14 protein-coding genes are annotated in these 13,812 nt (G+C 66.6%); 7 read left to right on the top strand and 7 right to left on the bottom strand.

Annotated elements, in window-relative coordinates; genetic code table 11:
- Positions 1-1,290, bottom strand: a complete 1,290-nt coding sequence (locus HNR13_RS04940; RefSeq protein ID WP_179604726.1) for a sugar ABC transporter substrate-binding protein — start codon at positions 1,288-1,290, stop codon at positions 1-3.
- The gene (locus HNR13_RS04935; RefSeq protein ID WP_179604725.1) at positions 1,287-2,171 is read right to left on the bottom strand and encodes a nucleoside hydrolase; all 885 of its coding nucleotides are present in this window, start codon (positions 2,169-2,171) and stop codon (positions 1,287-1,289) included. The genes HNR13_RS04940 and HNR13_RS04935 overlap by 4 nt, the downstream gene beginning before the upstream one ends.
- Positions 2,172-2,703: 532 nt before the next feature.
- Here HNR13_RS04935 and HNR13_RS04930 point away from each other — a divergent pair.
- Entirely contained in the window at positions 2,704-3,432 is a 729-nt protein-coding gene (locus HNR13_RS04930) for a hypothetical protein (RefSeq protein WP_179604724.1), read from the top strand.
- 254 nt (positions 3,433-3,686) lie between these two features.
- On the opposite strand, the gene HNR13_RS04925 is transcribed toward HNR13_RS04930, so the two are convergent.
- Positions 3,687-4,124, bottom strand: a complete 438-nt coding sequence (locus HNR13_RS04925; protein WP_179604723.1) for a hypothetical protein — start codon at positions 4,122-4,124, stop codon at positions 3,687-3,689.
- A gap of 241 nt (positions 4,125-4,365) precedes the next feature.
- On the opposite strand from HNR13_RS04925, the gene HNR13_RS04920 reads away from it, so the two are divergent.
- Positions 4,366-4,974 (top strand): DUF1254 domain-containing protein, encoded by a 609-nt coding sequence (locus HNR13_RS04920; RefSeq protein WP_246312716.1) that lies wholly within the window; start codon positions 4,366-4,368, stop codon positions 4,972-4,974.
- A complete protein-coding gene (locus tag HNR13_RS21465) occupies positions 4,937-5,110 on the top strand; it encodes a DUF1214 domain-containing protein (RefSeq protein ID WP_343063463.1) in 174 nt (57 codons plus the stop codon). Before HNR13_RS04920 ends, HNR13_RS21465 begins: the two co-directional genes overlap by 38 nt.
- Positions 5,111-5,296: 186 nt before the next feature.
- Here the strand turns inward: HNR13_RS21465 and HNR13_RS04915 are convergent, their stop codons facing one another.
- Entirely contained in the window at positions 5,297-5,869 is a 573-nt protein-coding gene (locus tag HNR13_RS04915) for a hypothetical protein (RefSeq protein WP_179604722.1), read from the bottom strand.
- Between the two features lie 182 nt (positions 5,870-6,051).
- Here HNR13_RS04915 and HNR13_RS04910 point away from each other — a divergent pair, with 182 nt between their 5' ends.
- On the top strand, positions 6,052-6,582 hold the full coding sequence (locus HNR13_RS04910) for a flavodoxin domain-containing protein (protein ID WP_179604721.1): 531 nt from the start codon (positions 6,052-6,054) through the stop codon (positions 6,580-6,582).
- Here the strand turns inward: HNR13_RS04910 and HNR13_RS04905 are convergent.
- Complete coding sequence (locus HNR13_RS04905; protein ID WP_179604720.1) at positions 6,579-7,634, bottom strand: zinc-dependent alcohol dehydrogenase family protein; 1,056 nt, start codon at positions 7,632-7,634, stop codon at positions 6,579-6,581. The two genes, HNR13_RS04910 and HNR13_RS04905, sit on opposite strands and share 4 nt — an antisense overlap.
- Before the next feature lie 178 nt (positions 7,635-7,812).
- Entirely contained in the window at positions 7,813-9,918 is a 2,106-nt protein-coding gene (locus tag HNR13_RS04900; RefSeq protein WP_179604719.1) for a vWA domain-containing protein, read from the bottom strand.
- 617 nt (positions 9,919-10,535) lie between these two features.
- On the opposite strand from HNR13_RS04900, the gene HNR13_RS04895 reads away from it, so the two are divergent.
- Complete coding sequence (locus tag HNR13_RS04895; protein WP_179604718.1) at positions 10,536-11,033, top strand: NADPH-dependent FMN reductase; 498 nt, start codon at positions 10,536-10,538, stop codon at positions 11,031-11,033.
- Between the two features lie 406 nt (positions 11,034-11,439).
- Entirely contained in the window at positions 11,440-12,156 is a 717-nt protein-coding gene (locus tag HNR13_RS04890) for a GNAT family N-acetyltransferase (protein ID WP_179604717.1), read from the top strand.
- Positions 12,157-12,178: 22 nt separating this feature from the next.
- On the opposite strand, the gene HNR13_RS21840 is transcribed toward HNR13_RS04890, so the two are convergent.
- Positions 12,179-12,310, bottom strand: coding sequence for a hypothetical protein (locus HNR13_RS21840; protein WP_281369275.1), 132 nt, complete (start codon positions 12,308-12,310; stop codon positions 12,179-12,181).
- Between the two features lie 152 nt (positions 12,311-12,462).
- On the opposite strand from HNR13_RS21840, the gene HNR13_RS04885 reads away from it, so the two are divergent.
- Entirely contained in the window at positions 12,463-13,812 is a 1,350-nt protein-coding gene (locus HNR13_RS04885; protein WP_179604716.1) for an O-acetylhomoserine aminocarboxypropyltransferase/cysteine synthase family protein, read from the top strand.

The raw sequence follows: 13,812 nt of genomic DNA, 5'->3' as shown, positions 1-13,812 counted from the left end.
CTACTTCAGCCGTGCGATCTGAGCAGTGAGCTCGTCGTCAGCCTTCTGCGCCGCGGTCTTGGGGTCCGCGCCGTTTCGGATGTCGGCGAACATCTGGTCCGCGCCCGGCTCGAAGACGCTGTAGCCGAGGACGTTCGGACGGTGGACCGCGTTGTGCTTCAGCTGGTACTGCATCACGTCACCGAAGTTGGCGCTGGAAGCCCCCGCGGTGGCGTTCGCCTTGGTCGCGTATGCCGGATAGGCGTCCTTGTTGGTGGGCGTGATGTTGGCGACCTGAGCGGACTCCGTGTTCCCCGTCGAGTTGATCGTCAGGTACTGCAGGAACTTCTTGGCAGCGTCCGTCTGCTTCGACTTCGCCGAGACCGCAACGCCCCACGAATCCGTTGACGTGGCCTGCTTGCCGCCGTCGAAGTACGGGGCGGGCGCGATGCCGAAGTTGATCTTGCCCTGCGCGGCGACCGAAACGCCCCACGGACCGGAGATCATGAACGCGGCCTTGCCGGTCTGGAACAGCGGCCCGTTCTTGTCGTTGGTGATCCCGCGCGGCGAGATCCCATCGGTGAACAGGTCGTGGTACCAGGTCAGCGCCTTCTGCCATCCCGCGTTCGCGAAGTCGACCTTGCCGCCGTCCGAGATCCCGTTGCCGCCTCCCGCGGAAGCGCCGACCATCTGGAGCTGGTAGTAGCTGTCCCACTGGTCGAACAGGAACGCGTACTCGGCGGCGTTGGTCGCCTTGACCTTCTTGGCCGCGTCGGTGAGCTGCTCATAGGTCCATGGCTGGGAGGGATCGGTCGAGGGCTCCTGAACGCCGGCTTTGGCGAGCAGATCCTTGTTGAAGTAGAGGAACTGCGAAGTGGTCCACGGCTCGAGGGCGTACAGCTTGCCCTTGTACTCCCGCGCGGTGACCATGTCCTCGCTCACGGCTGTATCGATGGCCTGCTGCTTCAGGTCGCTGATGTCCGCGAGGTAGCCTCGGCTGGCGAAGTCCGCCAGCGCGCCGCCCGCGTCCACGACCATGACGTCGATTCCGCCGCCGCCCTGCCCCATGCGCTGGTTGATGGTCGCCACGTATTGCGCGTACGGGATGTTGAGCTGCTTGACGGTGATGTTCGGGTTGGCCTTCTCGAACCCCTTCACGGCGTCGCCCCAGGTGGCCGAGGTGTCGGCGTTGGCGAACGTGATGGTCACCTTGTCGCTGCCGGCGCTCCCGGACGCACAGGCGGCCAAGCCGGCCAGCGGGATCAAGGCGACCGCGGCTACTGCCAGGACCTTTCGGGTGTGCTTCTTCATTGCTTCTCCTCTTCGAGCGGTGCAAGGTTGCGCACGCCAGCGGCGACGATGCGCGAGACGATCTCGGAGGCCACCTGCTCTGTGTCGACATCTGTGACGACACGGTGCGGGCCAGCGGGATCGGGTACGAAGGTGGTCACTCCGGCGTCGGGTCCGGATGTGGCCACGGTGATCTGACCTCGCTCGGTCGTGAACAGGTCAGGCCGGGCGATGGCGAGAACCGCCACTGGGTCGTGGGGGACGTTGTAGTCCTGCTCTGCGAAGGACCAGAACTGGCGCACCTCGCTATACAGGAGGTCGCCGAGCGGGCCCGCAGTTTCGATGGCCTCCAGAGAGCGTTCGGTAATGCGGACGCGCTCGGTTTGGTCGAGCCCGACCGCTGTCAGCAGCACACCGGAACGGAAGACGACATCGGCGGCATCGACGTCGCAGACGATGTTGTGCTCGGGCCGACCGAGGCGGAACTCGCCACCCATCATCACGATGTGATCGACAGCCCGATCGGGTCTCTCCGTCATTGCGGCGATGTTCGTCAGCGGACCGATCGCCGCCACCGTGCTCGCCGATGCGAGAACCGTGATCGCATCGAGATCATCGTCGATGACCTCGATCTCCAAGTCCGGCATCAAACGGCCCTCGTGACCGGGCCACCAGACCGGACGACCGGACCGGGTGAGCCCGAGGCCGGGGACGATCACGGGGCGCAGTGCGCCAGCGACAGCGAGAGTGCGCGCGATCATCCGGGCGCGAAGCCGGACGTCGCCGTAGACAGTTGTGACACCGGTGAGATCGAGTTCCGGAGAACCCACGATCATGGACAGAGCGAGGATGTCATCGACATCCGTTCCGATGTCCGTGTCCAGCACGAGGGGTTGGGGCACGCTGGGTTCCTTTCACTACAGCAGCGTAGGTTGACGCGAGTAGAGTCTACTCGAATAGATAGCGGTGTCAAATGTTTGTTCGGACGGATTTTTCTGCTTGTTTGCGGGAGTCTACAGGAGTAGCGTTTTGCCCTCGAGCGAGTGCTCGCCGAACGAAAGGACAAGGATGTCTTCTCCTACCGCAACCCGCCGACGCCGCCGGCGCCAGGCCTTGTTGGCCTTGGCCGCTGGCGTCGCGATCATCGCGTCGACAGCGCAATCCGCGGGCGCGATCGGTTCCTGGTCGTCTCCCACTCTGGTCTACGACCCGAGCACAATCCAGACGACTGCCTACAGCTATGCGCCCGAGATGGTCCCGGGCGCCAACGACCGCGGCTGGTCATGTCATAGCCGCAGCTCTGGCACGATCCGAGATGACATCTTCGAGACAACGCTCAACAGCTCCGGGACCGTACTCTCGAGCACCTCGGTACTCTCAGGGTCGGGTACCGGTTGGGACAACTACCATAATTGCGACCCGAGCGTCGTGGCAGTGAACGCAACCATCGGCGGCACGAGCTACACGTACGCCATGTTCTATACCGGCAACGACGCCAACTGCTCGTGCCACAACCAGGTCGGCGTCGCGTTCGCGAACAGTCTCGATGGACCATGGACCAAGTACTCGTCACCCGTGATCGCGTTCGACTCGACCAAGTCGACCAGTCTCTGGGGTGAAGGCCAGCCGAGCGCCACGACGATCAACCCCTCCGCAGGAACCGTCGTCCTCACGTGGTCGTCCGGCTACACCAGCAACCCGGCCGACACGAAGGCCTACTTCGCTCAGGTCAGCTTCGCAACCGGCGCTCCGGTCATCAGTGGCAAACACCAGATCCAGACGACGGGACTCACGGATCTGAACGGATCTCAGGACTTCATCAACAACTTCGACATCGTCTACTCCACCACGCGCGACGCGTTCTACATGATTCGCGAAGCCCACCCTTATCCCACGAGCAGTCCGAACTACATTTCGACAGCAGTGCAGGTCGATAGCATCCCGGGCTCGTCGATGTGGTCCGGCTCAGGTTCCTGGACGGTACTCAGCAACATCGACAGCAGCGTCTCCTCGGCCGCACGAATCCACAACCCCGGGTTCTCACGCACGATCTACGGAACTCTTCCGAACGAATCCTCGATCACAGCGCTCTTCACGACGGCGAGCCTCGACCCCAACTCGCTCTGGACGTACCGGTGGTTCAAGACCACCGCCGCTCTATAGCGCTGCACCGGCGAACCGACGAAGAGGCTTCCGAAAAGGTCTGATCACCAGGTCCGTCCAGGGGGTGAGCCAGCGCGGTTGGCTTACCCCCTTTTGTTTACTCACCGACCACTCCACTCCCGGCCTTGAAGCCCATTGGGGCCGACTCTCACCCGAGCGCGGCGAGCTGCTGCTGAACGATGTTGCGGGCTTGGTCTGGTCTGGATTCCCGTGCCTCTGCGGGTAGAAGCCCCCAGGCCTCAAGCCCGTTCGACTCACCGCCCGTCGCGCACGGATGTCGACGCAGGTCTCGTGAAGCCCGCAGCAACGGGAGCGCCTGGGCCCGCGCCGAATGGCCCGTTGATCACGCCGAGGAGGACGAGCACGAGGGCGACTTCGATGACGCCCGTCGTGAAATAGAGGGCCTGCAACCACGACAAGCCACGGATGATCCCGGTTTCGACGAAGATCCAGATGATCATCCCGAAGCCGGCGACCGCTGTCCACGCCAGCGCCGACGGACGTCGGGCGAGCAAGAGCCCGACGGCGAGCGACTGGGTGCCGCCCACCACCACCAGAAGGATGATCCCGGGCCAGAGGAACGAGGCGAATGGCCCCCCTTTCAGCATGGAAGCGGGCATACCGAGGCCGTTCGTCAGAAGAACCGCCGCCCCGCCGCCGACCGCCGACAGCGCGTTGAAGCTCGCGACCACGACAAGTGACCAGAACGCGATGGTTGTGCGAGCGGGACGGGACCGGTCCCGAGCCTGACCCGGTCTGAAACCTCCGAAAACCTTCACGCCTCCGATCGTTCGCGCATCGGAGGAACGATTCCAGAGCCGAAGGTCCCGGCCGACCGGCTCTCAGGCGTTGTGCCGAGCCAGGGCATCCATTCGCCGGTTGGTTCCCGCCGCTACGCTCACAGCATTACGGCGTTCGGCGAAGGGGCGGGGCATGTCGGTGCAGGTGAATGTGGACAACTTCGTGCGGGCGGAGACCAACCGGATGTTCGACTTCGGCCAGTCGCAATCGGGCGGGATCAACCAGTGGTTGCGCTACCGGGTCCCGACACCGTTCGATGAGCAGCCGGTGATCCGGCAGAACCGGGACACGCTCTACAGCGGCGCTGTCGTCGACGTGTCGCGCGGAGCGCGGCTGACAGTCCCGGAACACGGTGACCGGTACGCGTCAGCGATGGTCGTCAACCAGGACCACTACATCCAGCACATCTTCCACACGCCCGGCACCTACGAGCTCACGGCGGACCAGTGCGGCAGCGACTACGTGCTGGTTGCCGTTCGCATCCTCGTCGACCCGACCGATGACACCGACATCGCGGCCGTGAACACGTTGCAGGATCAGTTCACCATCCACGCCGCATCCTCCACACCCCTCACCCACCCCGACTACGACACCGCCTCCTTCGACACGACCCGGAACCACCTGCTCGCCCTGTCCCGGGGCCTGCCCGACTATCGGAACGCGTTCGAACGGCCAGTACGAGCTGACCGTCAAAGACGTCCCGGTGGACGCGTTCTGGTCCGTCACCGTCTACAACGCTGAGGGGTACATGGTCGACAACCCCGAACACGTTGTCAGCGTCAATAGCGTCACCGCCGTCCCGAACGACGACGGATCCATCACCGTCCGGTTCGGGGACAGCGACGAACCCAACTCCATCCCGACCCCCGAGGGGTGAAACTATATGGTTCGCATGTATCAGCCGCAGGCCGTTGCACGCAGCCGGGAGTGGACCTTCCCCGCACTCTCTCGATAGCCGGGTCGGCAGGCTCCTGGGAAAGGTTCCCGGCGATGTTCCAACCGGTTGAGGCCAGACCGGGTGCCGGGAGATGCCGCGCGTCTCCCGGCACCCGCGGAAACGAACTCAGGCCGCTGCGGTCGCGTTCGTGTCGCTCATCTGTTTGAAGGCGGTCTCGAGCGCGTCGTCTTCGGCGTCCTTCTCGTCCGTGACACCCGTCTTCACGACCTTCTTCTCGGCCTTCGTCAGAAGCGCGTCGATGTCCAGCCCTTTCGGGTCCACGGCGATGATCAGCAGACCGGCCTCTCCCGAGGACAGCGTCGCCCCCATCTCCTCGACGGTGTCCTTGGGGATGTTCCGGTAGAAGTGCCCGATGATCCCGCCCGCGCCGGCGAGCGCGCCCGCAGTGGCGACCGCGCCCCCGCCCGCGAGGCCCGCAGCCAGGGTGGTTATTCCGAGCGGCGGGACGAGGACCACCAAGGAAGCGCCCACGATGGCCCCTCCCCAGGCAAGGTGCTTCGCCGTCGAGTCGTGGCGGTCCACAACGAGCTTGCCGTCCTGGTCTTTGGCGATCACGGCGATGGCGAGATGACCGAGCTCACCCTGATGCTTGGCGCCTCGAATGATCTCGTAGTCCTCGACCGCGGCATCGCGCGACGCATAGGTGGCGACGGCGACCGTCGTCGATTTCGTTGACATGGTTTTCTCCTCCCGTAGGCGTGACGCGGCAAGGCTACGGCCGAGCGTGTCTGGACGCGCGGGCCGAAGGTCCCTCCTCTCGGGCGCCGTGTGACCTTGGTCCCTGTGCTCTCGCCCGGCGGGCACCGTACGGTGCCGCTGACCCAGGAGAATCGCACGCACCGACCGGGAGGCAAGACGCCATGAGAACGCTCGTCGCTTACGCAAGCAAGTACGGCGCCACCGAAGGGATCGCTCAGCGGATCGGGACGGTCCTGCAGGACAAGGGTCTCGAGGTCGAGGTCCGCCGGTGCGAAGACCTCGACGACGTGTCCGGGTATGACGCCTACATCGTGGGGTCGGCCACCTACGAGTTCAACTGGCGCAAAGCGGCCCGCCGGTTCGTCCGCCGGAACGTCGACGAGCTGGCCGCCCACCCCGTGTGGTTGTTCAGCAGCGGACCGGTCGGCACGGAGCAGGTCGACAAGAACGGCCAGGACGTCCTGAAGGCCGCGGAGCCCAAGCAGTTCTCCACCTACGCCGACCTCCTGCATCCGCGTGGGATGCAGGTCTTCCGCGGGGCCTTCGACCACGAGAAGCTGCGCGGATCGGACCGTCTCTTCGCGTGGATGCCGGCCATCCGCGACATCCTCCCCCAGGGCGATTTCCGGGAATGGCCCGTCATCGAGTCCTGGGCGGCATCGATCGCCGACGAACTGCAACCGGTCCGCTAAGCCTGGATGAGCACCTTGAGCGCATCGTGTTCGGCGGCGTTCCCGAACACCTCGTATGCGTCGGTCAGCTGATCGAAGCCGAACCGGTGCGTGACGAACTTGTCGGCGGGCAGGCGATGCTGGCTGACCAGTTTCAGCAGCATCCCGAGGGTGTTGGTGTTCACCAGCCCGGTCGAGATGGTGATGTTGCGGATCCAGAGTCTGTTGAGCGCGAGTTCGACCGGCTTGCCGTGCACACCGATATTGGCGACGTGACCGCCCGGCCGGACGATGTCGACCGCCATCGTGAACGTCTGAGGGATGCCGACCGCCTCGATCGCGACGTCGACGCCGGCGCCATCCGTGAGGGCCAGCACCTGCTCCTTCCAGTCCGCGTGGCCGGAATTCACCGTATGGGTGGCCCCGAAGTCCGCGGCGCGAGCCAGTCGGGCGTCGTCCAGGTCGATGGCGACGACCTGGGAGGGACCGTACAGCTGCGCCGTCATCACCGCTGCGAGCCCGACCGGCCCTGCACCGACCACGGCGACGACATCGCCTGGCTGGACGTGCCCGTACTGCACCCCGATCTCGAACCCGGTGGGGAGGATGTCGGAGAGCAGGATGCCCTCGGCGTCGGTGACGCCGTCCGGAACCTTGTAGACGGAGTTCTCGGCGAACGGCACCCGGACGTATTCGGCTTGCGTCCCGTCGATCATGTATCCGAAGATCCACCCGATTCCCGGAATGCCCTCCGGATTCAGGCAGTGGCTGTAGAGGCCTTTGCGGCAGTTCGAGCACACACCGCAGGAGCTGACGCAGGCCAGGATGACACGGTCGCCGACGGCGAGCTGGGTGACCCCCGATCCGACCTCCGTGATGACGCCGATGCCCTCGTGCCCCAGGATCCGGCCTTCAGCCACTTCGGGGACGTCCCCTTTGAGGATGTGGAGATCCGTGCCGCAGATCGTCGTAGCCACCATCTTCACGATCACGTCGGTCGGATGCTGGATCGCAGGGTCCGGCATGTCGGTCCAGCTCTTCTTTCCCGGGCCGCCGTACACAAGAGCCTTCATTTCGCTTCCTCCATTCCATCGGCCTTCGGCACCTCGGGTGCCAGCGCGAGTCAATCGCTGGCACGCGCACGCCGGCAGGGCTGAAGGTCCCGCCGGGCCGCTGGGGCGGATCGCTCCGGCCAGGTGTCCTGGTTCGCTGGAAGAACAGCCGGCGACACAGCCCGGGGGACTTCTGCGGCTAGCCTCGAACGCGCGTCAGTCGGAGAGCGATTCCGGCGCCGACGAGGAGCACCGCTGCGAATACGGGGACGAGCATCCAGCCGGTGTCGGAACCGGTGTCCGACAGTGTCTCCGTCGGCGATCCGCCCGAGGCCGTCGCTCCCTCCGAGCCTGTCGATCCGCCCGGCGGGGTCACTGGTGGAGTCGTGCAGTCGACCACGTTGGTGACCGTGTAGTGGGAGGCCGCGACCGTAAGCGTCGCCGCGTACGGGAGGGCTGCATCCACCGTGGTCCCGTCCGCCTCGGTCACCCGTGCACTCGTGAGCGTGCAGCCCGCCAGAGTGAGCGCGGTGGTCTCTGAGAACGAGACGGGGTCGCCGATCTCGTAGCCGGGCACGACCGCACCGAACGCCTGATCCACTGGAGATCCGCCACCGGGCGGGGAGAGCCGCAGCGCGGCGGAGATACCGGACGGCTGCGAACCGTTCGCGTAGGTCACGCCATCGACGACCCAGTTCTTGTCCACCTCGACGGTCGCCGGATCCAGCTGCCGGTTGTAGACCATGCAGCCGACCGCCTGGTCGGCGCCGACCGCTACCCGGAACCCCAGGCCGCCGTCGTTGGTCACCGTCACCGGCGCGCCGTCGGCGAGGTCGGTGCAGACCGCATTGATCCCGCCCTGCGTCACGAGCGAGTACCCGGAATGCTGGGTCTCCGCCACGCTCAGCACCGCCTCGGCGCCTCCGTCGGGCAGCTCGGCGCGGAAGGCGACGCCGCCCGTCCCGTCGGCCTGCGTAGTCGCCGTGCCGGGGGTGACCGTCGCACCCGGTGTCAGCGCCGCAGCGTCGAAGGTCCAGCCCGCGCCTGCCGGCGCAGCTCCGGAGATGTCCTCGCCGATCGTCGTGCCCGGCACGATCTGCTTGATCACTGTCAGTGCTGGCGTGCAGTTGGCGAGCGCGAGCTTGCGCAGTTCGTCGCCGGCGCCGGAGAAGTCCGGGATCTGGAAGTAGTCGGCCGTCGCGACGTTGCCGGTCGCGGCGTCGAACGCCTCCTGACCGGAGATCGCGGCGAGGTTCAGGCTCGTGATGCCGGAGACACCGCTGCCGACTCCGAAGGAGATGACGCGCGTGCCCTGCGCTTTGAGGACGTTCGCGGAGAAGATGGCGGCCTCGGTGTCGGTGAAGTGCGTGCTCGACCCGTTGCCGTGCAGGGTCGTACCACCCCAGCGTGTCGGGTTGCCGTCGGTGAGGACGACAACGGCGTCGTAGTGGACGCCCGAATCGGCGACGCGCTGCAGCGCAGCGTCCCAGTTGGTGCCCGCCCCGAGGCCCCATCCCGCGTACTCCGCCTTGAACGCGTCGGCGCCGGCCTGCGTCGATACGGACTGGAGCGCGGGCCGGTTGGTATCGACGGTGCCGGTCGCCGCCTGCGTGCTCGGCGACTCGGCGGAGAAGCTGTAAGCCGCCATCCGGGAGGGCGTGCCGACGAAGGCGTCGGCGAACGAGTCGGCTGCGGTCTTGAGCGTCGGGAGGTTTGACCCGACCGACGCCGACAGGTCGAGCACGAGCGCGACATCCATTCCGCAGTTCGCGGGCAGCGGCGGATTGGTCCGCGACTGCTGCCAGACGCCGTTGGAGCGGGTCGGCTGGGAGTTGGATGCGCTGAACATGAACTCGGAGGTCGAGCGGTACGTGTTCGACGCGACCAATGTGGGCGTCTGGAACTCGTAGGGGCTGGCGACGCTCCCGCTTCCGCTGCCCGGGCCCGTGCGGAGGGCGTCGTTGGCGAACCAGCCGGCCGGGGCGGCGATCTCCTTGACCCACGGCGCCGTGCCGAGCACGCCGCCGGTCACGACGAACGAGCAGTCGCCGTCGGCGTCGGAGGTGCAGGTGAGCAACGGCGTCGTGTCGGCCTGGTTCGCATAGAGGCCGAGTTCCACGCCGGCGAGACCCGCGATGGTGGTGTCATCGACACGGTCGCCACCCACCTTCACGGTGACGACGGCGGAGGCCGGGCCCGGCGCGGGGACCGCCGCCCCCGCCGGGCTCGCAGATATCGCCACCGTCGCACCCAGTGCCACCACGGCGGCCACGACGACGGACAACGTGCGAGCCCCGATTCCCATCCTTTCAACCTTGTGGTTCGAGCAGCGTCAGCACAAGCCCTAACCGGAACCGAAGGCATCGGCATGGCCGCGGCGCTGCTCCTCGGCGGCACCGGGAAGCGGGGCTCTGTACTCAGAGCGCACCCGCCCGGCATGCAAAACGCCCCGGGTCCCTGTGTTTTCAAGGGATTCCGGGGCGTTTTCGTGGCGGTACCGGTGGGATTTGAACTCTAGTTCGGGGCTTTAAGCCCCTTAGTATTCGGAGCAACTTCCACGGAACGTCAACCAAATAGGGCTCTTGTGATCTCGTAGAACCTCATTCGAACTCACACGGTTGTAGTCAAAATGTAGTCAAAAGCCAGTAGCCCTAGCATCTGAAATTCGCGCGTTAGACTCCAGCTCGGCCGGGGCAGCTGAGGTTCAGCGTGGCCGCGCCGCCGACACCAGAATTAGGTTCCGGCAGGTCACTTGGATGGAGTGAGCCGGTTTTCGCCGCGCGTCGAGCTGGATTCGCTTCAGTGCGCGGTAACTAAGGGGCGCGACACGGGATGCCCTCCTAAATAGGACGCGCTTATCATCGCGGCGATCTATTACGCGCGTATGGAGCGAGACGTCAGTCTCCTTGCATACTCGGGCGCATGAGCCTGCATGCTGTCGCCGTCGTCGGAAATCCGAAGCCCGCCTCCCGAACGGCAGACGCCGCCGTACGTCTCGCCCGCGCACTGGGGGCGGATGACGTCGAGTTGATCGATCTCGTGGACTTGGGAGCCGGCCTGCTCGGCTGGGGCGACCCGGTCGTCGTCGACGCCGTCGCGCGAGTTCAGGCCGCCGATCTCGCCATCGTCGCGTCCCCGACGTTCAAGGCGACCTACACGGGCCTGCTCAAGCTCTTCCTCGATCAATTCGCCACCGGCACCGGATTGCAAGGTGTCGTCGCGGTCCCGCTCATGCTGGGTGCCGCACCGGGGCATCAGCTCGCGCCAGAGTTGCTGCTGAAGCCGGTGCTCGTCGAACTCGGCGCCACGGTGCCGACGCCGGCGGTGTATCAGCTCGACTCGACCTACCTGGACGACCCGAAGCTCGTCGACTGGTTGGAGCGCTGGGGTCCGACCGTCCGCACACTCGCATCACGGTAATCCCCGGACCGTCGCAGCCGAGGTCGAAGATTGTTCTCTCTACTGGCCCCATCGGTGGGCGACGACATCATCGGTGAACCCCCGCGTGCCGGTACGCCTCCATCAAGTCCTCGCGCGCCCTGCACAGTGCTTCATTCGCGCGCCGGAACTCGTCACGAGCAAACTCGAGCTCGTTCTCCCCTTGGGCTGCCCTCGGCTTCTGGGACAGCCCAATGGTCTGGGAACTGTCATTCGTGTCCATGGGCGGCACCGTACGTCGCGGTCAGCACGCGCATCCAACATCGACGTCAGAGTCCGTAACGCGAACGGCGCACCCTGGCGACCACCACCACTCTGGAGCCGCGTCGACCTTCACTGAGAGTAACGCCCGGTTGCGCGGCGGCGGCGGTCAGCACAGAGTTCACGGGTGACCGATGCCCCCGTACTCGAGCTCTCGCCCGCTGACGCCGTTGTGTTGGACAACGCCGCCTGGCACTCGCTCGCCGGCCCGCACGCCCGTTTCGCCATCGGGGGCGATCTCGTCCGGCGCTACCCGGCCGAGGTCGCCCCGTTCGTCGCCGTGCGAACCTGGGACGCTCCCGGGGTATGGGACGCACTGTCCGATCTGGTCGGACCCGGGGCGGAGGTCGGCCTCACCGGCTACGAAGGCCCGCTTCCCGAAGGCTGGCAGTACCTCGGGGGCGGCGATGGGGTGCAGCTCGTGGAGACCTCAGCACTACGCGCACGGCCCGACGACGAGGCGGTCGAGCTCGGCGCCGACGACGCGGCCGACATGCTCGCCATCGTCGAACGCAACCAGCCGGGCCCGTTCCGCCCCCGCACCTACGAGCTGGGCCGGTATATCGGCATCCACCGAGCCGGGCGACTCGTCGCCATGGCCGGCGAGCGCCTGCACCCGACCGGCTGGACGGAGATCAGTGCCGTTTCTGTCGACTCAGAGCACCGCCGGCAGGGACTCGCCTCCCGTCTCGTCCTCGATGTCGCCTTCCACATCCAGCAGCGCGGCGACCGAGCGATGATGCACGCCGCCGCGACGAATACCGGTGCCATCTCCGCCTACGAACGGCTCGGCTTCACACTGCGCCGCCGCAATCGCTTCGCCGCGGTCAGGACACCCGCCTGACCCGCGCGGTGCGGCCGCGCTGTCATCTGCGATCCGTACCCGCATCCGGCGGGGAACCCGGCGACGGTTCATCGGATTCTTCCTCGCTCGCACTCAGGAGGATCAGCCGCTCGGCCAGGGCACTGCCGCACACCCACCAGTGATCGATCACCATGGCATGTGGTCTAAACCTGCCGCAGTGGACGCGCAACGATTGTTACGAATGTGTCGGCGACGCCCGCCACGACAGGCCCTCCGCCACCTCCGAGGCGTAGTTTTACGCAACACGGGCTCTGCCGTCTGTGCCGAGGGGCGCAGGATATGCCAATGCCCGAATTCACCACAGCGCAGGTCCACGCCGGAGAGACCCGCGAAGCCGCCCACGGCGCCCGTGTCACTCCGATCTATCTGACCGCCGGTTTCGAGTTCGACAGCTTCGCGAATGCGGAGGAACGCTTCGGCGGCGACGTCCCGGGCTACACGTACAGCCGGTCGGGGAATCCGACGGCAGCTTCGCTGGAGCGGCGGGTCGCCGCACTTGAAGGCGGCAGGGAAGCCATCGCGGTCGGCAGCGGGCAGGCCGCCCTGACCGTGGCTCTGCTCGGTCTTGTGCAGTCGGGCGACCACCTCCTCTCCGCGCAGAGTGTCTACTCCGGCACCCGCGGTCTCTTCGAGACCGGGTTGAAGCGCCTCGGCGTCCAGGTCGAGTTCGTCGACGGGCCCGGCGACCCGGAGGAGTGGCGGCGGCGGATCCGTCCGAACACACGTGCACTGTTCGGCGAGTCGATCGGCAACCCGGGCAACGACGTGCTCGACATCGCCGCGGTCGCGGACGTGGCGCACCAGAACGGTCTCCCGCTGATCGTGGACAACACTCTCGCCACGCCGTACCTGCTCCAGCCGGGCGAGCACGGCGCCGACATCGTGGTGCATTCGGCGAGCAAGTTCCTCGGGGGCCACGGCTCGGCGCTCGGCGGCGTCGTCGTCGATCAGGGCAGCTACGACTGGGGCGTCTCTCCGTTCGAGCATCTGAGGGCTCCGGACGACTGGCTGCACGGCGACAGCTACGTCGGAGCGTACGGTCGCGGCGCGTACATCGCGTTCGCGCGCTCGGTCGTGGCCTCGCTGTTCGGGCCGGTGCTGTCGCCGGTCAACGCCTTCCTCATCCAGCAGGGCATCGAGACCCTGTCACTCCGCCTCCGACAGCAGTCGGACACCGCGCTGGCCGTCGCCCGCTGGCTCGAGCGGAAGCCGGAGGTCGCGAGCGTCGATTACGCCGGTCTGGAGTCGCATCCCTCGCACGACCTCGCGCGGCGTTACCTGCCGCGCGGCGCGGGTGCGATCCTCGGTTTCACGCTCGTCGGCGGCGCGGCCGCCGCCCAGCGCTTCTACGATGCGGTGACGCTGTTCAGCCGGATGACCCACATCGGGGACGTCCGCTCGCTCATCCTGCACCCGGCGACGACCACGCACGCCCACCTGCAGCGCGACGTCCGGGAGGCCACCGGGATCGGCGACGGGCTCTTGCGGCTCTCCATCGGCCTCGAAGACCCCACCGATCTCATCGCGGATCTGGAGCGCGGGATCGCCGCGGTCACCGGGCAGGCCGGGGTCGCCGCCACGACCGCCACCACCCCGAACCGCGAGCCCCGCCTCGTCGTGGCAGCAGGAAACTAG

The organism is Leifsonia shinshuensis (assembly GCF_013410375.1).
GTDB lineage: Bacteria > Actinomycetota > Actinomycetes > Actinomycetales > Microbacteriaceae > Leifsonia > Leifsonia shinshuensis.
The sequence above is the reverse complement of the archived record's forward strand: the minus strand, read 5'-3'. Positions and strand labels throughout refer to the sequence as shown.

Bases quoted from the DNA above. Each gene is read 5' to 3' on its own strand.
- HNR13_RS04920 (WP_246312716.1), top strand. From the start codon at position 4,366: ATGTCGGTGCAGGTGAATGTGGACAACTTCGTGCGGGCGGAGACCAAC.
- HNR13_RS04885 (WP_179604716.1), top strand. From the start codon at position 12,463: ATGCCCGAATTCACCACAGCGCAGGTCCACGCCGGAGAGACCCGCGAA.
- HNR13_RS04915 (WP_179604722.1), bottom strand. From the start codon at position 5,869: ATGTCAACGAAATCGACGACGGTCGCCGTCGCCACCTATGCGTCGCGC.
- HNR13_RS04900 (WP_179604719.1), bottom strand. From the start codon at position 9,918: ATGGGAATCGGGGCTCGCACGTTGTCCGTCGTCGTGGCCGCCGTGGTG.
- HNR13_RS21840 (WP_281369275.1), bottom strand. From the start codon at position 12,310: ATGGTGATCGATCACTGGTGGGTGTGCGGCAGTGCCCTGGCCGAGCGG.
- HNR13_RS04910 (WP_179604721.1), top strand. From the start codon at position 6,052: ATGAGAACGCTCGTCGCTTACGCAAGCAAGTACGGCGCCACCGAAGGG.
- HNR13_RS04895 (WP_179604718.1), top strand. From the start codon at position 10,536: ATGAGCCTGCATGCTGTCGCCGTCGTCGGAAATCCGAAGCCCGCCTCC.
- HNR13_RS04905 (WP_179604720.1), bottom strand. From the start codon at position 7,634: ATGAAGGCTCTTGTGTACGGCGGCCCGGGAAAGAAGAGCTGGACCGAC.
- HNR13_RS04940 (WP_179604726.1), bottom strand. From the start codon at position 1,290: ATGAAGAAGCACACCCGAAAGGTCCTGGCAGTAGCCGCGGTCGCCTTG.